The 16,605-nt window shown below is 70.6% G+C and carries 18 protein-coding genes; 6 read left to right on the top strand and 12 right to left on the bottom strand.

What is annotated here, in order from left to right:
* Nucleotides 1-4 precede the first annotated feature (4 nt).
* Nucleotides 5-712 (top strand): hypothetical protein, encoded by a 708-nt coding sequence (locus tag ACYVKZ_RS18960; RefSeq protein WP_460993767.1) that lies wholly within the window; start codon nucleotides 5-7, stop codon nucleotides 710-712.
* A gap of 46 nt (nucleotides 713-758) precedes the next feature.
* Here the strand turns inward: ACYVKZ_RS18960 and ACYVKZ_RS18955 are convergent, their stop codons facing one another.
* Both ACYVKZ_RS18955 and ACYVKZ_RS18950 read right to left on the bottom strand, forming a co-directional pair.
* Nucleotides 759-1,511 carry a redox-sensing transcriptional repressor Rex gene (locus tag ACYVKZ_RS18955; protein WP_307004943.1) on the bottom strand — a complete coding sequence of 251 codons (753 nt, stop codon included), beginning with the start codon at nucleotides 1,509-1,511 and terminating at the stop codon, nucleotides 759-761.
* Between the two features lie 137 nt (nucleotides 1,512-1,648).
* Nucleotides 1,649-1,903 carry a glutaredoxin family protein gene (locus ACYVKZ_RS18950; protein ID WP_460993766.1) on the bottom strand — a complete coding sequence of 85 codons (255 nt, stop codon included), beginning with the start codon at nucleotides 1,901-1,903 and terminating at the stop codon, nucleotides 1,649-1,651.
* Nucleotides 1,904-1,957: 54 nt separating this feature from the next.
* Between ACYVKZ_RS18950 and ACYVKZ_RS18945 the strand changes: the two genes are divergently transcribed.
* Nucleotides 1,958-2,767, top strand: a complete 810-nt coding sequence (locus tag ACYVKZ_RS18945) for an HAD family hydrolase (protein ID WP_460993765.1) — start codon at nucleotides 1,958-1,960, stop codon at nucleotides 2,765-2,767.
* 146 nt (nucleotides 2,768-2,913) lie between these two features.
* Here ACYVKZ_RS18945 and ACYVKZ_RS18940 read toward each other — a convergent pair whose 3' ends face one another.
* The 4 genes from ACYVKZ_RS18940 to gdhA form a co-directional block, all read right to left on the bottom strand.
* Complete coding sequence (locus ACYVKZ_RS18940; RefSeq protein ID WP_003792170.1) at nucleotides 2,914-3,012, bottom strand: 30S ribosomal protein bS22; 99 nt, start codon at nucleotides 3,010-3,012, stop codon at nucleotides 2,914-2,916.
* A 119-nt stretch (nucleotides 3,013-3,131) separates the two neighbouring features.
* Nucleotides 3,132-3,335 (bottom strand): helix-turn-helix domain-containing protein, encoded by a 204-nt coding sequence (locus tag ACYVKZ_RS18935; protein WP_460993764.1) that lies wholly within the window; start codon nucleotides 3,333-3,335, stop codon nucleotides 3,132-3,134.
* Between the two features lie 10 nt (nucleotides 3,336-3,345).
* Nucleotides 3,346-4,491 (bottom strand): 3-deoxy-7-phosphoheptulonate synthase, encoded by a 1,146-nt coding sequence (locus tag ACYVKZ_RS18930; RefSeq protein WP_460993763.1) that lies wholly within the window; start codon nucleotides 4,489-4,491, stop codon nucleotides 3,346-3,348.
* A 281-nt stretch (nucleotides 4,492-4,772) separates the two neighbouring features.
* Nucleotides 4,773-6,113 carry an NADP-specific glutamate dehydrogenase gene (gene gdhA / locus ACYVKZ_RS18925; protein WP_460993762.1) on the bottom strand — a complete coding sequence of 447 codons (1,341 nt, stop codon included), beginning with the start codon at nucleotides 6,111-6,113 and terminating at the stop codon, nucleotides 4,773-4,775.
* Between the two features lie 229 nt (nucleotides 6,114-6,342).
* Between gdhA and ACYVKZ_RS18920 the strand changes: the two genes are divergently transcribed.
* Complete coding sequence (locus ACYVKZ_RS18920; protein ID WP_460993761.1) at nucleotides 6,343-7,065, top strand: ANTAR domain-containing protein; 723 nt, start codon at nucleotides 6,343-6,345, stop codon at nucleotides 7,063-7,065.
* Between the two features lie 68 nt (nucleotides 7,066-7,133).
* Here the strand turns inward: ACYVKZ_RS18920 and ACYVKZ_RS18915 are convergent, their stop codons facing one another.
* The 3 genes from ACYVKZ_RS18915 to ACYVKZ_RS18905 all read right to left on the bottom strand — a co-directional run bounded on the left by ACYVKZ_RS18915 (nucleotide 7,134) and on the right by ACYVKZ_RS18905 (nucleotide 8,614).
* Nucleotides 7,134-7,559, bottom strand: a complete 426-nt coding sequence (locus ACYVKZ_RS18915; RefSeq protein ID WP_460993760.1) for a hypothetical protein — start codon at nucleotides 7,557-7,559, stop codon at nucleotides 7,134-7,136.
* Complete coding sequence (locus ACYVKZ_RS18910; protein ID WP_460993759.1) at nucleotides 7,556-7,819, bottom strand: hypothetical protein; 264 nt, start codon at nucleotides 7,817-7,819, stop codon at nucleotides 7,556-7,558. Before ACYVKZ_RS18910 ends, ACYVKZ_RS18915 begins: the two co-directional genes overlap by 4 nt.
* Nucleotides 7,820-7,906: 87 nt before the next feature.
* Nucleotides 7,907-8,614, bottom strand: a complete 708-nt coding sequence (locus ACYVKZ_RS18905) for a LuxR C-terminal-related transcriptional regulator (protein WP_460993758.1) — start codon at nucleotides 8,612-8,614, stop codon at nucleotides 7,907-7,909.
* A 358-nt stretch (nucleotides 8,615-8,972) separates the two neighbouring features.
* On the opposite strand from ACYVKZ_RS18905, the gene ACYVKZ_RS18900 reads away from it, so the two are divergent.
* The 3 genes from ACYVKZ_RS18900 to ACYVKZ_RS18890 all read left to right on the top strand — a co-directional run bounded on the left by ACYVKZ_RS18900 (nucleotide 8,973) and on the right by ACYVKZ_RS18890 (nucleotide 11,145).
* On the top strand, nucleotides 8,973-9,563 hold the full coding sequence (locus tag ACYVKZ_RS18900; RefSeq protein ID WP_460993757.1) for a hypothetical protein: 591 nt from the start codon (nucleotides 8,973-8,975) through the stop codon (nucleotides 9,561-9,563).
* A gap of 102 nt (nucleotides 9,564-9,665) precedes the next feature.
* On the top strand, nucleotides 9,666-9,971 hold the full coding sequence (locus ACYVKZ_RS18895) for a hypothetical protein (RefSeq protein ID WP_460993756.1): 306 nt from the start codon (nucleotides 9,666-9,668) through the stop codon (nucleotides 9,969-9,971).
* A gap of 118 nt (nucleotides 9,972-10,089) precedes the next feature.
* Nucleotides 10,090-11,145 carry a zinc-dependent alcohol dehydrogenase family protein gene (locus ACYVKZ_RS18890; protein WP_460993755.1) on the top strand — a complete coding sequence of 352 codons (1,056 nt, stop codon included), beginning with the start codon at nucleotides 10,090-10,092 and terminating at the stop codon, nucleotides 11,143-11,145.
* 16 nt (nucleotides 11,146-11,161) lie between these two features.
* Here the strand turns inward: ACYVKZ_RS18890 and ACYVKZ_RS18885 are convergent, their stop codons facing one another.
* The 3 genes from ACYVKZ_RS18885 to ACYVKZ_RS18875 all read right to left on the bottom strand — a co-directional run bounded on the left by ACYVKZ_RS18885 (nucleotide 11,162) and on the right by ACYVKZ_RS18875 (nucleotide 16,595).
* Nucleotides 11,162-11,980 (bottom strand): hypothetical protein, encoded by an 819-nt coding sequence (locus tag ACYVKZ_RS18885; RefSeq protein ID WP_460993754.1) that lies wholly within the window; start codon nucleotides 11,978-11,980, stop codon nucleotides 11,162-11,164.
* A 139-nt stretch (nucleotides 11,981-12,119) separates the two neighbouring features.
* Nucleotides 12,120-14,444, bottom strand: a complete 2,325-nt coding sequence (locus ACYVKZ_RS18880) for a hydantoinase B/oxoprolinase family protein (RefSeq protein WP_460993753.1) — start codon at nucleotides 14,442-14,444, stop codon at nucleotides 12,120-12,122.
* Nucleotides 14,445-14,468: 24 nt separating this feature from the next.
* Nucleotides 14,469-16,595: a hydantoinase/oxoprolinase family protein gene (locus ACYVKZ_RS18875; protein WP_460993752.1), complete on the bottom strand. Its 2,127-nt coding sequence runs from the start codon at nucleotides 16,593-16,595 to the stop codon at nucleotides 14,469-14,471.
* Nucleotides 16,596-16,605: the final 10 nt, after the last annotated feature.

Raw genomic sequence — 16,605 nt, 5'->3', positions numbered from 1 at the left:
CGCCATGAGCCAGCAGCCCACGCCGCCCCCGTACCAGCCCGGTCCGCCGGCCTACCAGCCGGGCCCCCCGGCCTACCAGGGCACGCCGCAGCCCGGCGGAGCGCCCGCCTACGGTCCTCCCCCGCCCCAAGGCTCATACCAGGGGCCGTGGCCGAGCCAGCTGCCCAGCGGCTCCTTCCCTGGAATGCCGGCCGTCGGGATCGCGCGGCCGCTCACCATCACCCTCGCCGCCTGGTTCCTCGTCGCGAGCTCCATCGCGCCGCTGGCCGGCATCCCGGCGATCCTGGACTGGATGGGCACCTACATGCACACCAGCCTGATGCAGGCCACCACCCGGGCCAACCGGGCCAACGCGGCCGCCTTCGCCAGCCAGTTCACGGCCATCATGACCCCCGCCCTGTGGGTCTCCGCCCTCGTCGGAGTGGCCGTCACCGTGCTGATCGCGCTCGGGATCCGGGCCGGGATGAACTGGGTGCGGATCCTGCTCACGGTGTTCGCGGGCCTCTCGGTGCTCGGCTATGTCAGCAACCTTGCGCTCTCCGCGGTCCTGCCCACCGCGGGCGCATTCCCGATGCCGGCCTTCGTCTACGTCCTCTCGTTCCTCTCGGGAGCGCTGTACATCGCCGCGGCGGTGCTCACGTGGCTGCGGCCCTCGAGCCAGTACATCGCCGCCCGCCGGGCAGCGAAGCTCGGCGGCGGCTACCTCCGCTGACCCTCCGGGCCCAGCGGGCGCTGGCGCACGACGGCGGCCCCCCGCCTCAGGCGGGCTGCCCGCCCGGGTGCGGAACGTCGTCGTACGACGGATCGGGGTCTGAAGGCGTGCCCGTCTCCCCGCCGGCCTCTCCGCGCTGTGCGTGGTAGGCGAGGATCTGGAGTTCGGTGGCCATGTCCACCTTCCGCAGCGTCACCCCGGGCGGGACCTGCAGGATGGTGGGCGCAAAGCTGAGGATGCTGCGGACGCCCACGGCGACGACGCGGTCGCACACCTCCTGGGCCACGGACGCCGGGAGGGCGAGGACAGCCATGTTCGCGCGGGTGCGCTGGAAGACGGCCTCCAGGTTGGCGGCGTCGGAGATGCGGAGCCAGCCGATCTCGTTGCCGATGATCTGCGGGTCGGTGTCGAGCAGCGCGACGACATCGAAGCCGCGCGTGCCGAAGCCGCCGTACCGGGCCAGGGCGCGGCCGAGGTTGCCGGCGCCCACGATCGCGACGCGCCAGTCGCGCGTCAGGCCAAGGGCCACGGAGAGGTGCTGGCGCAGGTTCTCGACCTCGTACCCCACGCCGCGGGTGCCGTAGGAGCCGAGCTGCGAGAGGTCCTTGCGCAGGGTCGCGGAGCTGACCCCGGACGCCTCGGCCAGCGCGTCCGAGGAGACCCGGTCCACGCCGTCCGCGAGGAACGAGTTGAGGGCACGCAGGTAGACGGTCAGGCGGGAGACGACTGCGGGCGGCAGCTGCTTCCCGTCGGTCGCGGGCGCGGCGCCTCGGCTTCCCGACTGGGACCGTCCTGCCACTGCCACCTCATTCCCTCGCGGGCCACGCGCGTGCGGGCTCTACGCTCGGACGCCGCCGTCGCGGCGGCCCCATTCACTCTAGGACCGGGGCGGCCCGGGCACCAAAAGGGCCGCAGGCCTCGGCCGCGCGCCGGCGGTCAGCCCTGACGGGCCGCGTCGACGGTGCGCCGCAGCCGGGCCTCGTTGATCCGCCAGAAGTCCCGTTGGACGCCGTCCACGAGCACTACCGGCACCTCCTCGGCGAACCGGTCGCGCAGGGCGGGGTCGTGGTCGATGCTGCGCTCCTCCCAGCCGAGGCCGGCGTCCGACGCCACCCGTCCGACCACATCCCTGGCGGCTTCGCACAGGTGGCACTGGCTCTTCGTCACGAGGACGATCTCGGGGATGCGCATGCCTCCACGGTAGCGCGCGGCTGTGGCCGAGCTGTGAATCGCTAGACTCGGACCATGCCCGCAGAGAAGAAGGCGCTGGATCCAGCGCGCCCGGCGCCCGTGGGGCGCCCGGGCGAGGCGGCCTTCTTCGACGTGGACAACACCCTCATGAAGGGCGCCAGCCTCTTCCACGTGGCCCGGAAGATGTACGAGCGCGGCGCCTTCACCCTGCGCGACGCGGCCGGCTTCGCCTGGAAGCACCTCGCGTTCCTGTTCCGCGGCGAGAGCCTCGAGGACGTCCGCTCCATCGAGGCCTCCGCGCTGGCGCTCGGCGCCGGGATCCTCGCGGTCGACGTCGAGACGATCGGCCACGAGGTCTACGACGAGTTCATCGAGTCGCGCATCTGGCCGGGCACCAAGGCCCTCGCCGAGCAGCACCTGCGCGTGGGCCGGCGCGTGTGGCTTGTGACGGCGACGCCCATCGAGGTTGCCTCCGTGATCGCCGACAGGCTGGGGCTCACCGGGGCGCTGGGAACGGTGGGCGAGATCGAGGACGGCGCCTACACCGGCCGCCTCGTGGGCGAGATCCTGCATGGGAAGGCCAAGGCCGCGGCGGCCTCAGAGCTCGCCGAGCGGGAGGGCCTCGACCTCGAGCGCTGCTGGGCCTACTCGGACTCGCACAACGACATCCCGCTGCTGACGCTCGTGGGCCACCCTGTGGCCATCAACCCCGACGCGCGGCTGCGTTCGCACGCGAATGCGCACAATTGGCCCATCTACGACTTCCGCGCCGGGCGCCGGGCCGCCACGCTCGGGCTCAAGGCGGCCACCGTCGGCGGCGCGCTGTACGGGCTCTGGCGCGGCTACGCCCGCTTCCGCCGCTAGCGCGAGGTCAGCCCGCAGCCGCCCGGCGTCACCCCGCAGACGCCCAAGGTCACCCCGCGGGAAGAATGTGGCCCGGACGCATGTGAGGCCCGCTCCCACACAGGGAACGGGCCTCACCCACCATCGCCCCTGAAGGGGCGGCGCGCCTACTTCTTGTTGCGGCGCTGGTGACGAGTCTTGCGAAGCAGCTTGCGGTGCTTCTTCTTGGCCATGCGCTTGCGGCGCTTCTTGATAACCGAACCCATGAAAAGTTCCTTACCGTAGTTGGTGCCCCGGGCTGCTGGCCGGGTCGCGCACAAGGGCGCCGTTCAACCAACTGCTGGTGACGTGACGTGAAACGTTCCTGAACAGGATACCGTACCCGTCAGGCCGACTCGGTCCTGCCGTCCACGACCGAGTTCTCCAGGTACTGCTCGACCGCCGCCTCGGGAACCCGGTAGGAGCGGCCGAAGCGCACGGCAGGCATCTCCCCCGAGTGCACCAGACGGTAGACCGTCATCTTCGACACCCGCATCATCTCCGCGACCTCAGCGACTGTGAGGAACCGCGACGAGGAGAAATCAGACATACAAACAACTCTAGTTGCTGGAGTGGCCCTTGGGAACGCGCCGGGCCCGAACCGCTCCCGCAAGGTGGTCGAGGACCTGCTCGGTGACCTCCCACTCCATGCACTTGTCCGTGACGCTCTGCCCGTAGGCGAGCTGCGCACGGCCGGCAGCGAACTCGGCGACGTCGAGCGGCTGGGCCCCGCCCACGAGGAAGCTCTCGAGCATGACGCCGGCCACGGCCCCGGCCGCGTCCCCGCCCGCGGCGAGCTCCGCGCCGATCTCGAGGGCCACCTCGGCCTGGCGGTGGTGGTCCTTGCCGCTGTTGGCGTGGCTCGCGTCCACGATGAGACGCGGGTTGAGGCCCTTGCCGGCCATCCGCGCCGAGGCCGCGGCGACGTGCTCGGCGCCGTAGTTCGGTCCGGCGGTTCCCCCACGGAGGATGAGGTGGGTGTCCGGGTTGCCGGCGGTCTCCACGAGGGCGGCGCGGCCTCCGTCGTCGATCCCGAGGAAGGCCTGCGCGGCAGCAGCGGCCCCGCAGGCGTCGACGGCGACCCCGAGCCCGCCGTCCGTGCCGTTCTTGAAGCCGACCGGCATCGAGAGGCCGGAGACGAGCTGGCGGTGGATCTGGCTCTCGGTGGTGCGGGCCCCGATCGCGCCCCAGACGATCGCGTCGGCGGTGTACTGCGGGCTGATGGGCTCGAGGAACTCGGTGGCCGTGGGCAGGCCGAGCGCGAGGACGTCGAGGAGGAAGCGCCGCGCGGTCCGGAGCCCGGCGGGGATGTCGTGGCTGCCGTCCAGATGCGGGTCGTTGATCAGGCCCTTCCAGCCCACCGTGGTGCGGGGCTTCTCGAAGTACGTGCGCATCACCACGAGCAGGTCCTCGCGGTGCTCGCGGGCGACGCCGGCCAGTCGCCGCGCGTAGTCGAGGCCGGCCTCGGGATCGTGGATGGAGCAGGGTCCCACGATCACGAGGAGGCGGTCGTCGAGCCCGTCCATGATGGCGCGCACCTCGTCCCGGGCGCGGGCCACGGTCCGGGCGGCGCTGTCGGAGAGGGGCAGCTCGTCCAGGACCTCGCCGGGGGACGGGAGCGCGGTGAACTCGGCGACGCGGAGGTTGCCGGTGGCCGAGCTGGCCGAGGCGGAGCTGGCGGTCGGAGCGGCGGGCTGGGGATTCATGGGGTCCTGTCCTTCATCTGCAGGCCCCGCGGGGTCCAGAGCCTGCCGTTGGTATGGCAAAGGGCAAGGACCGTGAGGTCCCTGCCCTGTTGGCTCTGGAAGTCGGTACGCGAAACTCTACGCTTGGCCCTCCAGAGCCAACGCAAAATACGCATACCAACGCTTGAACATGCGCTCAGGCTAGCCGGTACGGTCCGCCGTCGCCAAACGCCGCATCAGGACAGGCCGTAATACTCCGATGTTTCCGGCAGGTCCTGATGCGGCGTTGAGGGGACGGGAGATCAGACGAGGCCCAGGGCGAGCATGGCCTCGGCGACCTTGACGAATCCGGCGATGTTCGCACCGAGCACGTAGTTGCCCGGCTCGCCGTACTCCTCGGCCGTCTCGGCGCAGCGGTCGTGGATGCCCACCATGATCTCGGCGAGGCGCTGCTCCGTGTACTCGAAGGACCACGAGTCGCGGCTCGCGTTCTGCTGCATCTCGAGCGCGGACGTGGCCACGCCGCCGGCGTTGGCCGCCTTGCCGGGGGCGAAGAGCACACCGGCCTTCTGGAACACCGCGACGGCCTCCGGGGTGCAGGGCATGTTGGCGCCCTCGGCGACCACCTTCACGCCGGCCCGGACGAGGCGCACCGCGGCGGCCTCATCCAGCTCGTTCTGGGTTGCGCACGGCAGGGCGATCTCCGCGTCGACGTCCCACACGCTCCCTCCGTCGACATAGTGGACGCCCGGCCCGCACCGCTCGGCGTACTCCTTGAGCCGGCCGCGCTCGACCTCCTTGATCTGCCGGACGAGCCCGACATCGATCCCCGCCTCGTCCACGACGTAGCCGTTCGAGTCCGAACAGGCCACCACCTTGCCGCCGAGCTGCTGCGCCTTGGCGATGGCGTAGATCGCCACGTTGCCGGAGCCGGAGACCACCACGCGGCGTCCCTCGAAGCCGCCGCCGCGCGAGGCGGCCATCTCGTTGGCGAACAGGACGGTGCCGAAGCCGGTGGCTTCGGGGCGCACGAGGGAGCCGCCCCAGCCGAGGCCCTTGCCAGTGAGCACCCCGGACTCGTAGCGGTTGGTGATGCGCTTGTACTGGCCGAAGAGGTAGCCGATCTCGCGGCCTCCCACGCCGATGTCGCCCGCGGGCACGTCGGTGTACTCACCGATGTGGCGGTAGAGCTCCGTCATGAAGGACTGGCAGAAGCGCATGACCTCGGCGTCGGAGCGGCCGCGCGGGTCGAAGTCGGCGCCTCCCTTGCCGCCGCCGATCGGCATGCCCGTCAGGGCGTTCTTGAAGATCTGCTCGAAGCCGAGGAACTTCACGATGCCCAGATAGACCGAGGGGTGGAACCGCAGGCCGCCCTTGTAGGGGCCGAGGGCGGAGTTGTACTCCACCCGGAAGCCGCGGTTGATCTGGACCCGCCCGGCGTCGTCCGTCCACGGCACGCGGAAGATGATCTGCCGTTCGGGCTCGCAGAGCCGCTCGAGGACCGCCGCCTCGACGTACTCGGGGTGGCGTTCCATCACGGGCCCGAGGCTCTCGAAGACCTCGTCGACGGCCTGGTGGAACTCGACCTCGCCGGGATTGCGGGCATGGACCTGGTCGCGGACGGCAAGCAGCTTTGAATGCATCAGGGCATTTCCTCACAGGGGTTGGGGCTCGCGGCCGGCCTTTCCCCACCGACCGCGCTGCCATTGTCGCACCGGCCCCGGGCCCGCCAAGATTTGACCGTTTCGCGGGCTTTCGTCAAGATGATCGACGGGGCAGCGCCGCGCGCTGCCCTGTGCTCAGGAAAAGGGCCGACTTCAGTCCACGCGGCCGACGCTCCTGCGACGGCCGTGCCCCCGAAGGAGCACACCGATGGCCGCCCGGTCCGAGCCACGTCCCGCCACGCACGACCTTCTCCACCTGCTGCTGGCGTACTCCGGGCTCGACGCCTTCCTCTCCGCTCTCGCGGAGCGCACGGGCCGCCGGCTCGCCCCGCTGGGCCGCCCCGACGCCGCACTGGCCCTCTACCGCCGCAACCGTCCCGTCCTCACGGCCGGGGGCGCCTGCTCGCTCGTCCGGCTCACCCGGGAGCGCATCGCGGACGACGACGCGTACCTCGCCTCCGCGCTCGAGCACTCCCGGTCTGCGTCCGAGGAGCGGCTGCCCGAGGCCTGGGCGTCGGGCATCGCGTGGGGAGTCGACGCCGGCCTGTTCGTGGCGCCCGTCGCCGCCGGGCCCACGGCCACGGCGGCGCTCGTCCTCGTGGGCACGCCGCCGGCGGACGCGCCCGCCCGGCGGGCCGCGCTCGCCCTGCTCGGCCGAGCCCGCAACGAGGCCTCGTGGGCGCTCCGGATGGCCGTGCGGCTCGCGGACGAGGCCGACCTCGCGGAGCACCGGGCACACGCGATGCAGAACCGGACCGTCATCGACGTCGCCATCGGAGCGATCATGGCCCAGAGCCGCTGCTCCGCCGACGAGGCCTTCGACGTGCTGCGGCGGGCGTCGAACAACCGCAACGTCAAGCTGCACACCGTCGCGGCCGAGCTCGTCCAGCGCATCCATCCGGTGCTGCCGCAGACGGCCTTCGTGGACTGAGCTGGCCCCGGCCAGCCCAGCGTCGCGCCGGCCTGGCCGGGCCGGCCCAGCCCGTCCCCGGGCTGGCCTCAGCCCGCCCTGCGCATCCCGGAGGCGAGCAGGGCATCGAGCGAGCTGAACGCCTCGTAGGCAACACGGGCCCCCGGAGCATGCGCGAGCGAGCCGAGCCTGGCGTCCTGCTCGAAGCGGCGCTGCGCGGCACGCACCGTAGAACGGGCCGCGTCCGTGTCCCCCGGGTGGCGCAGGAGGCTGACCACCACGCTCTGCAGCGGCCGCAGCGCCGCCTCGAGCGCCTTGGCCTCGCGCCCGTTGCCGCGGTCCCGTTCGTGCCGGCGCCGCAGGTTGATCAGGTCCCAGGCCTCGAGCGCGCCCAGGCACGCGGCCTCGGTGCGGGCGCGGTCATCCGGGGCACCCTCGAGGACCAGCAGGGTGCGGACGCTCTCCCAGCGGGCCAGGAGGCCGCGGCGGCGGGGAGTCATGGGCGAGACGCTCATGAGAGCTGCCCTTCCCCGGCCCCCGGAAGGGTCTGTCCACCGGCTTCCGCCTCCCAGACGCCGTCCCTCCACCGGAGCGATTCAGGTGGGGTGGTTCCCGCCGTCGAGAGCACAGCTTCCGCGACCCCGCCTCCCCGGAGCTGGTTGTCGATCAGCTGCGAGGCAAGGATGCGGGCTGATTCGGGCGACGCTGCCCGGAACTGGACGGGGTGCGACCAGCGGGACGCAGGATTGATGAACGTGAGCTCGTAGTGCGGCATCGTCGGGTCTCCTCTGCACGTGCGGGCTTTTACCCAGCATCTCTGCCCCGCGCGGAGGGCCCACAGGGGAAAAGGTCCCTGCCCGGCTCAGCGCCTGCGAGGGGCGCGCCCGGCCTGGCTGTCCCCGTTCCGGGCGGCCACGTGGAGCGCAGCCTGGGTCCGGTGCTTGAGTCCGAGCTTGGTGAGGACCGAGGAGACGTAGTTCTTCGCGGTCTTCTCCGCGAGGTCGAGCTCGCGGGCGATCTGCCGGTTGGTCAGGCCCTCGGCGATGAGGTCCAGCACCCGGTGCTCCTGCGGGGTCAGCGAGTCGACGAGGGGGTCCCTGGGCTCGGCCGACGAGAGCCGGGCCTTCGCGCGCGCCTCGGCGCCGGCTTCGAAGAGCGGCTCCCCTGCCGCGGCGCGGCCGATGGCCTCCACGAGGGCAGCTGCCGGGGTGTCCTTCGGGAAGTACCCGGCCGCACCTGCGAGCACCGCCTCGAGGACGGCCTGGTCGTCGTGGGCGTCGTTGAGGATGATGCACTGCACGCTCGGCGCCGCGGACCTGAGCCTGCGGCACACTTCGATCCCGATCCCGTCCGTCAGCAGCGCCCCGAGGACCGCCACATGGGGCTCGAGCCGCGGGACCTGGGCGAGGCCGTCGCGTACTGAGCCGGATTCCCCGACGACCGTCATCCCTGCGCTCTCGAGGAGTCCCCGCAGACCGAGACGGACCACCTCGTGGCGGTCGAGGATGAACACGCGGACGGACGCACCTGCTGGACTTCCGGTCCCGGTGTCGGAATCACGGCGCTCCATGCCGACCCCCGTATCGCCGCGGCCGCAGCCCCTTCGCTGCAGCCCACGTCATCGTAGGTCCGGGCCCTCGGAGGGGGTCAGGGCACAAGGTCACTGGCGCCGGAGAGCGGCTGCGCGGCAGGGCCCTGCACGGCACGGCGGGGAGGCCAGGACCTTTTGGCAAAACGGAGGACTTTTAGCAGGACCCGGGACTTTTGGCCCTCCAAGGACGGGGCGACGGTCGGGGACTCTGGAAGGGAGCCGCAGCGATCCGGGTCCCCACGGCATCGGGGCCGACGAGCCGCGGCCGCTGCACCACGTCCTGATCAGCCCCTGCCCCAGCGCTGCTGGCGCGGGCTGGCGAATTGAGCGGAAACCCATGAAGAGAGCCCCAGCACTCGCACACTACCGCACCCGCACCGTAGAAGCGGCGCTGCACGCCCACCCCTCGAGCCACGTTCCCCCGGTTCCGCCGCGCCCGGCCACCGAGGAAGAGCTGGCCGGCCGGTGGAACCGCCTGCACGCCACCTTGGTCCGCGCCGGGCTCGACGAGGAGCAGGCCTGGACCGAGGTGGCACGCATTGCGGCAGGAGAGCTGTGGTCCGAGGCCGCGGACCAGCTGCGCGGGCACCGCGCCGCCGCCCAGCGGGAGGACGCCCGAGCGTTCGCGCTCGCCCTGCAGTCCGTCCGCGGCGTCCTCCAGCCCCTGACTTTGCGGCCGGGCGACCTGCCCGCCGCCCGCACGGCCGTGACGAAGGCGCGCCTCCGGCTCCAGCACAACGGCGAGCTCCTGCAGCGGCTGCAGCGGCCCCACCCCGCCTTCGAGCGGACCGGGCAGGCGTTCGCGGCCCTTGAGGCCTTCCTCGCTCCCGGGGCGAGGCCCTCCAGCGCCGGCGCCGGCTCCCCCGACGCTGATCTCCGCCCGCGGCCGCGGCGCGGGCACGTCTCCAGGTCGGGGTCGCGCGGCTGAAGCGGCGCGGGGTCCCCAAGGGCTCGGCTGCCCGATCTGGACGGCACCCGGCTCGTATGTCCGCCTGACTCGGATGTCGGAGGCGGGAGGGATGATCCAGCCATGAGTGAGCTGAACAAGATCGGCGAGCCCGAGGCGGACCCGATCGTAGCGCCTGTGGGGGAGGCCTGCCGGAAGGGAGCCGTCCGCGCGCACCGGCCCCTTCCGGTGTGGGTGCGGCTGACGTTCGACGACGGCCGCCCGGACCGCACCGAGAAGGGCTTCGCGCTGGGCTGGAGCGCGCAGCACGTGCTCGTGCAGGTGCTCTGGGGCATGTCCTACTACCGCGGTGCGCGCGAGTTCTGGGTCGAGGCCGACCAGGTACGGCGACGGCACCTCGAACCCCAATGGCTCGGACGCTCCGCCTGAGCGCCAGGGGCCCTTGGCCCGTACCGCGGTCCGGGCACCACCGCTAGCGTCGAAGCCGTAGGGGCTCCCTGCCCTCTGCGCGGACACCCGCTGCACCATCCACTGAGGAGGTTCCACCATGAAGGCGCTCGTCTACCACGGCCCGGGCCAGAAGGCCTGGGAAGAGGTGCCCGACCCCGTCATCCAGGATCCGACGGACGCGATCGTGAAGGTGGAGACCACCACGATCTGCGGCACGGACCTGCACATCCTCAAGGGGGACGTCCCGGCGGTCACGGACGGTCGGATCCTCGGCCACGAGGGGGTCGGCGTCGTTACCGAGACGGGCCCCGACTGCACCCGCGTCAAGGTCGGCGACCGGGTGATCATCTCCTGCATCAGCAAGTGCATGGAATGCGACTTCTGCACCGCCGGCCTCACCTCCCACTGCCGCACCCTCGGCGGCATCGGCTGGATCTTCGGCCACCTCATCGACGGCACCCAGGCCGAGTACGTACGGGTCCCCTTCGCCGACAACGGGCTCATCCCGCTGCCCGACGGCGTCACCGCGGAACAGGGCGCGATGCTCAGCGACATCCTGCCCACCGGCTACGAGATCGGCGTCCTCTACGGCAAGGTCGGCCCCGGTGACGAGGTCGCGGTCATCGGCTCCGGTCCGGTGGGCCTCGCGTCGATCATGACGGCGGGCCCGGCCGGCGCCGCGAAGGTCATCGCCGTGGACGGCAACGAGTACCGGCTCGAGCAGGCCAGGGCGTTCGGCGCGACCGACACGCTCCGGGCCGGAGAGGGCGTGGACGTCGCGGCCGAGATCAAGCGGCTCAGCCGCGACGGCCTGGGCGTGGACGTCGCGATCGAGGCCGTGGGGATCCCCGCGACCTTCAGCGCGGCGCTCGGCGCGATCCGCCCGGGGGGCCGCGTAGCCAACGTCGGCGTGCACGGCAAGCCCGTCGAGTTCCCGATCGACCGCGACTGGATCAACAACATCACGATCACCACCGGCCTGGTCAATGCGACGACCGCGCCGGAGCTCCTCGACAAGATCAGCTCCGGCGCGATCGACCCCGCCAAGTTCGTCACCCACCGGTTCGCGTTCGGCGAGATCATGGCGGCCTATGACACCTTCGCCAACGCCGCGACGGAGAAGGCGCTCAAGGTCATCATCACCGCGGGGTAGCCGGCGGGGCTCGTCCTCAGCGCAGGGATGCGAGCCGTGCCAGGACGGTGTCGGGGTCGGCAGCGGCAGGGACCGAGGTGAGGAGGAGCTCTGCCTCGGGCGCCGGCGCCACGTCGGTCCAGAACCCGTCGGGCAGCCACGCGGCCGTGCGGGCCTCCCCGGCCACGCCGACACGCTCCTCGGTCATGTGGAGCACCCCCCATCGGTAGTGCTCCGCGGCGTTGAGCACCGGGCTGTAGGCTGCGAGGTCCTCGGCGGGCAGCGTGCGCAAGCCGCCTTGGCCTTCCAGTCCCCCGTGGCGGCCATCGAGGACCAGGCAGGTGATCGGTCTGTCCGCGTACCGGCGCAGCCAGTCCGAGACGTACATCGCTGCGGATTCCGCGTGGTCGGGGGTGACCGTGGAGAGGTCCGGGTTCCCGGCGGCTCTCTGGGCCATCGCGAGCCACGCGAGCGGCGAGGGGGCCAGCAGTGCCAGCGGGGCGTGGCTCATGTGCGGAATCGCGGTGAGAGCCCGGCTCATCGCCTCGCCGACCGGGTCCGAGGCGAGGAGCGTGCGCAGGGCGTAGCCGGTCCGCGAGCGCGCGCCGAGGTCCTCGACGAGCGAGGGGTGCTCCACGAGGACGGCCTCGACCAGCGGCGCGACTGGAACGACGGTCGCGTCCGAGCCGAGCAGGGCCTGGGCCTTGCCGTAGTAGGCCGCGAGCTCGGGGGCGTCGGTCCAGGGCAGGGGGGCCCCGTGGATCCGGCGTGCGCCGAACGCCGTGTGGTCGATGAAGAGCGCGGGTGGGGAGACGGCGCAGCGGGGCGCCAGCAGGTCGTCGAGGGCGGTGGACATGGCTCTCCTTGGGATGGACGACGCCGGGCGCGCACCGAGGCTTCGAGGCTCGCCCTGGGGTTTCGGGGGGGGCGGATGTGCCTGCGGGGCCGGCCGCGGACGGCGCGGCCCCGCAGGCGGGTGGAGTGCGGCGTCCCGGCTAGGACTTGACCGGCTGGCGGTCGTTGTACTTCGTCTCGAGCTCGAGGATCCGCTGCTCGAGCTTGGAGATCTTCACTTCCCGGCGGTCCGGGATCATGATGATCGGCATCTCGGCGATCGTCTTCGTCACACGCTCCGGGCCGTTCACGGTGAAGACGGTCGCGGTCAGCTCCTCCGTGTCGTCCCCCCAGGACCCGTAGTAGAGGAGGTCCGCGGGCGGCTCCTCGGTGACGAACTCCTTGATGAAGTCGGCGTACGGCTTGCCCTGCGCCCGCCGGCGCTCGCGCTGTGCCGCGCGGAGGCGCTCGGTGCCCTCGGTGTCGAGGCGGAAGTGCTCCTCGTCGTACGCCACGCAGAAGATGTCATGAGCGACCTTCGCCGAAACGCGGCCGAGTTCGGCGTCGCGCACCACGGACTCCGGGTCGCGTTCGAGTGGATCGCCGTAGCCGCCGCCGGCGCCCTGGCTGATCATGTAGAGCTCGCCGTCCTTGGCGACGTCGAACTGGAGGCCCATGTGCGCCGTCGTGTACTTCGCGCCCTCGAAGGGCTGCTCGTTCATGACCTTCTCGATCGAGAGGTCGAACGTCTTCGGGTCGCGGCGGAAGTGCTCGTAGGCGTTGACGCCCTTGACCATCGCCAAAGGGTACGTCCCGCAGCCGTATCCGCCGAACATGCCGTAGACCGAGCTGAACTTCGCGCCCGAGGTCACCGTCATGAAGCCCCAGTGCGGGGTGCCCTCGGAGGCCACGATCATCTCGTAGCCCATGCCGCCCGTGAACTTGCCGAAGCCCATGTTGTCCTTGACGAGGCGCTTCGACACGAGCTGCATGAACGGCACCTCTTCCTCCATGACCTCTTGCTCCGCCGTGTCCGCCATGGCACAGAAGAGCGGGGACACTGAGTCCTCCCCGTCCTTGAACGGCTTGGCGCCGCCCGGCATGCCGTTGAGGTCGGCGCACAGGTTGCCTACCTGGTCCCCATGCTGCGTCTCGCCGCCCCAGAGGAACGTGTTGATCTGGTTGAACCAGTTGGCCACCACGTTGGAGTACTTGATGTGGTTGGAGAACTGCAGCTTCCCGAAGGACGCCTGGAGCGCCGAGAACCCGCGGAAGCTCGCCTGCAGCGACTGGCCCATCGGAGCGTCATAGCCGGCGTCGGCCCAGGTCCCCTCGTCGGAGATGATCTCGATGCAGCTCATGGCCGAGGTGCATCGCGGGAGGTCGGGCCACCAGAAGGCGAGGATGGCCTGCATCATCATCGACTTGACGGAACACAGCGGCGAGTTGATGGCACGGTTGAAGATCTCCGGACCGGTGCCGCGCAGGTCGATCGTCATGTGTTCGCCCTTGACGGTGATCTTGCACGCCAGCTTGATGAGGATGTTCTCCTTCAGCGTGCTGTCCATGAACTGGTTGAAGCTCACGGTCCCGTCGGGGAGCTCGGAAATGCGGCGCCGCACCTCCACGTCGACATCCTCAACCGTCATGCGAAGGGCCGCCACGAACGTCTCGACCCCCACCTCGTCGATGAGCGTGTTGATGCGGTCCATGATGCGGTTGACGGCGCCCATCTTGACCTTGAGGTCGGCGAGCTGGAGCTTGGGGTCGCGCACCGAGTGCTGGAGGAACGTGAGGAGATCGCGGCGGAGGTGTCCCCCTTCGACGATCTTGAAGGGGCTCATCCGGAGTCCGTCGTCGAAGGCGGTCTCGGAGCCGGAGGGCATACCGCCTGGCTCGCAGGCACCGTTCTCGCCCTCGTGGATCGTCGCGGCCACCCAGGCGATGATCTGGTCATCCCGGATGATCGGCATGATCATCGACTGGTCGGTGTTGTGGACGTTCCCGTAGCGGGCGTCGTTGTGGATGAACCCGTCGCCAGGGTTGACGCCCACGGTCGGCTCGTCCTTCCAGTACTTCATGATGTAGCGGATCGGGTGGTGGAGGATCGCGCTGAAGGCGATGACGCCGTGGCACGAGAGGTAGGAAACGTCTCCGGCGGCGGTGTAGATCGCCGTCGTGAGGTCGCCCCATTTCGCGCCGGGGGCCGCGCCCTGGGCCTCGCACATCTCGTAGCCCTCGTCGAGGGCACCGGCGACCCGCTTGCGGATGCGCTCGGCCTCGAGCCGGTCCACGCCCTGGGCGATGCACGCGTCCTCGTAGGGCGAGCGCTCCGCGATGCTGTGCGACCTCATGATCTCGGGGTCGGGGCCGAGGAAGAGGGTGGTGTCGTCCATGAACTTCTCGACCCACTCCTGCTCCTGCGGCGTGAGGGCGGCCTTGATGGTGCTGACCGCGTCGATGCGGTCGTCGTTGACGATGGTCATGATTGCTCTCCTGGTCGTACTCAGTCAGTCCTGCAGGAACCAGACGGCGCCCTGCGCGGTGGGTTCGAGCCGCCAGCCCGGCTCGACGAGGAAGGTGGTGGTCTCCGTGGTGACGATCGCGGGGCCCGGAATGACGGCTTCGCCGGTCAGTGCGGTCTGGTCGTAGACCGGGGTCTCGAGCGGCTGCGGCTCGTCGACGAAGTGGACGCGCCGGCTGCCCACCGCTGCGGGCACGGAGCGCTCGCCGCCGTGCTCGAGCGAGCCGAAGGCGACCTTGTCGCCCTCGACGTACGCGGCCACCCGGACGGTGCCGACCCGGATTCCCGCCTCGGGGGCGGCGCACGAGGCTCCGAAGCGATGGCTGTAGACGTCGCCGAACGTCTTGATCATGTGCAGGACGTCGCCGACGCCGGTCATCCTCGTGATGTCGAGCGGGACCGCCTGCGTGAGGAGCTGGTTGCCGTAGCGCATGTCGAGCTCAAGCCGGTACCGGACGTCCTGGGGGGCGAAGCCCTGGCGCACGAGGTCCTCACGCCCGCGCGCCTCGAGTTCCTCGACGATGGCATTGAACTCGTCATACTCGTCGAACAGCGCCCGGGTCGTCGCGTTGTACATGATGATGTGCGCGCCGCGCTCATGGAAGTGGAGCTGCTCGACGTTCCCGGCTCCGCATGCCGAGAACACCGAGCTGAAGGGCGGGGCGAGGACCTTCCTGATGCCCGCGTGCTTGGCGATGCCGCACGCATGCAGCGGGCCGTTGCCGCCGTAGGCGAGCATGGTGAAGTCCTCCGGCAGGTAGCCGCGGACGCGGAGCTCCTTGCCGATCCCGATTGCCATCTGCTCGTCGACGCTGCGCTTGATGATCTTGGCGATCTCGAGGACATTGAGGTCGAGTTCGTCGCTGAGCGACTCCTCGATCGCAAAGTACGAGCGCTTCGGGTTGAGCTTGATATAGCCGTTGGCGTAGTTCTCGGGGTCCAGGTAGCCCAGGAGGAGATCGGCGTCCGTCACCGTGGGGCGGAGGCCGCCGCGGTCGTAGCAGGCCGGGCCCGGGTTGGAGCCGGCGGACTCGGGCCCGATGCGGACGCTGTGGTGGATGCGGTCGTAGCTCGCGATCGAGCCGCCGCCGGCACCGAGGGTGTCGAGGTGGACCATGGGCACCGAGACGAGCCAGCGGTCGATGGTCGGCTGGAAGTCGTAGTGCTTGACGCCCCCCGCTGGGACGAGGCCGATGTCGAAGGACGTGCCGCCCATGTCGGTGGAGATCACGTTGCCGAGGCCGGTCGCGTCGGAGAGGTGCTGGGCCGCCCCTACTCCTGCAATCGGGCCGGAGTGGATGGTCTGCAGTGCATCCGTCGAGTTCATCTGGGCCATGCCGCCCGAGTTGTGGTTGACCAGCATGGGCTTGGTGTAGCCGGCGTCGCGCAGGTTGTTGGAGAGCTGGGAGAGTGCGTGGAACATCGTCGCGTGCAGGAACGCGTCGACGATCGTCGAGGTCGCCCGGACGTACTCGCCCTTGCGGCCGGACACCTGGTGTCCCAGGAGCACAGGGATCGCGCCGAGCTCGTGGGCGGGGTACTCGTCGAGGATGATCTCCTGGATCTGCAGCTCGTGCTCGGGATTCTCGGTCGCATTGGTCAACGAGACGACGATTGCCTCGGCGCCGGCGTCCGCGAGCTCGCGGACGATGCTGCGGACGTCGTCCTCCTGGAGCGCGGCCACGACCTTCCCCGCGGAGTTGACCCTCTCCTTGACGGACCGGATGAGGGCCCGCGGGACGAGCGGCACGGGGCGTTCCGCGGCAGGCAGGTTCTGCTGCATCTCGTAGCCGAGGCCCTCCCCATAGCCGCGGCCGCGGGACAGCGGGATCGTGTCCTCGAATCCGTGCGTGACGATGGCCGCGACCTTCGGGCCCTTGCGCTCGATGAGGGCATTCGTTCCGAGCGTGGTCGCGTACCGGACCGAGTCGACCTCGGAGAGCACGGTGGTCCTGTCGAGCCCAGCGCGGGAACAGGCCAGGTCCAGGGCCTCATTGAAGCCGAGGGCAAGGTTGTGGTGGGTGGTCAGTGCCTTCGCCTCGACGTAGTTGTCTTCCCAGACGAAGAAGCAGTCGGTGAATGTGCCGCCGATATCGACGGAAATGCGCTTCATGGTTCGGTGT

This window comes from Sinomonas soli (assembly GCF_054782415.1).
The sequence above is the reverse complement of the archived record's forward strand: the minus strand, read 5'-3'. Positions and strand labels throughout refer to the sequence as shown.

Excerpts from the sequence above, each read along its gene's own strand:
- ACYVKZ_RS18945 (WP_460993765.1), top strand. The coding sequence starts at position 1,958 with ATGCCCGCAGAGAAGAAGGCGCTGGATCCAGCGCGCCCGGCGCCCGTG.
- ACYVKZ_RS18875 (WP_460993752.1), bottom strand. The coding sequence starts at position 16,595 with ATGAAGCGCATTTCCGTCGATATCGGCGGCACATTCACCGACTGCTTC.
- ACYVKZ_RS18885 (WP_460993754.1), bottom strand. The coding sequence starts at position 11,980 with ATGTCCACCGCCCTCGACGACCTGCTGGCGCCCCGCTGCGCCGTCTCC.
- ACYVKZ_RS18960 (WP_460993767.1), top strand. The coding sequence starts at position 5 with ATGAGCCAGCAGCCCACGCCGCCCCCGTACCAGCCCGGTCCGCCGGCC.
- ACYVKZ_RS18910 (WP_460993759.1), bottom strand. The coding sequence starts at position 7,819 with ATGCCGCACTACGAGCTCACGTTCATCAATCCTGCGTCCCGCTGGTCG.
- ACYVKZ_RS18900 (WP_460993757.1), top strand. The coding sequence starts at position 8,973 with ATGAAGAGAGCCCCAGCACTCGCACACTACCGCACCCGCACCGTAGAA.
- ACYVKZ_RS18895 (WP_460993756.1), top strand. The coding sequence starts at position 9,666 with ATGAGTGAGCTGAACAAGATCGGCGAGCCCGAGGCGGACCCGATCGTA.
- ACYVKZ_RS18935 (WP_460993764.1), bottom strand. The coding sequence starts at position 3,335 with ATGTCTGATTTCTCCTCGTCGCGGTTCCTCACAGTCGCTGAGGTCGCG.
- ACYVKZ_RS18880 (WP_460993753.1), bottom strand. The coding sequence starts at position 14,444 with ATGACCATCGTCAACGACGACCGCATCGACGCGGTCAGCACCATCAAG.
- gdhA (WP_460993762.1), bottom strand. The coding sequence starts at position 6,113 with ATGCATTCAAAGCTGCTTGCCGTCCGCGACCAGGTCCATGCCCGCAAT.
- ACYVKZ_RS18930 (WP_460993763.1), bottom strand. The coding sequence starts at position 4,491 with ATGAATCCCCAGCCCGCCGCTCCGACCGCCAGCTCCGCCTCGGCCAGC.
- ACYVKZ_RS18920 (WP_460993761.1), top strand. The coding sequence starts at position 6,343 with ATGGCCGCCCGGTCCGAGCCACGTCCCGCCACGCACGACCTTCTCCAC.
- ACYVKZ_RS18950 (WP_460993766.1), bottom strand. The coding sequence starts at position 1,903 with ATGCGCATCCCCGAGATCGTCCTCGTGACGAAGAGCCAGTGCCACCTG.
- ACYVKZ_RS18905 (WP_460993758.1), bottom strand. The coding sequence starts at position 8,614 with ATGGAGCGCCGTGATTCCGACACCGGGACCGGAAGTCCAGCAGGTGCG.
- ACYVKZ_RS18915 (WP_460993760.1), bottom strand. The coding sequence starts at position 7,559 with ATGAGCGTCTCGCCCATGACTCCCCGCCGCCGCGGCCTCCTGGCCCGC.
- ACYVKZ_RS18890 (WP_460993755.1), top strand. The coding sequence starts at position 10,090 with ATGAAGGCGCTCGTCTACCACGGCCCGGGCCAGAAGGCCTGGGAAGAG.
- ACYVKZ_RS18940 (WP_003792170.1), bottom strand. The coding sequence starts at position 3,012 with ATGGGTTCGGTTATCAAGAAGCGCCGCAAGCGCATGGCCAAGAAGAAG.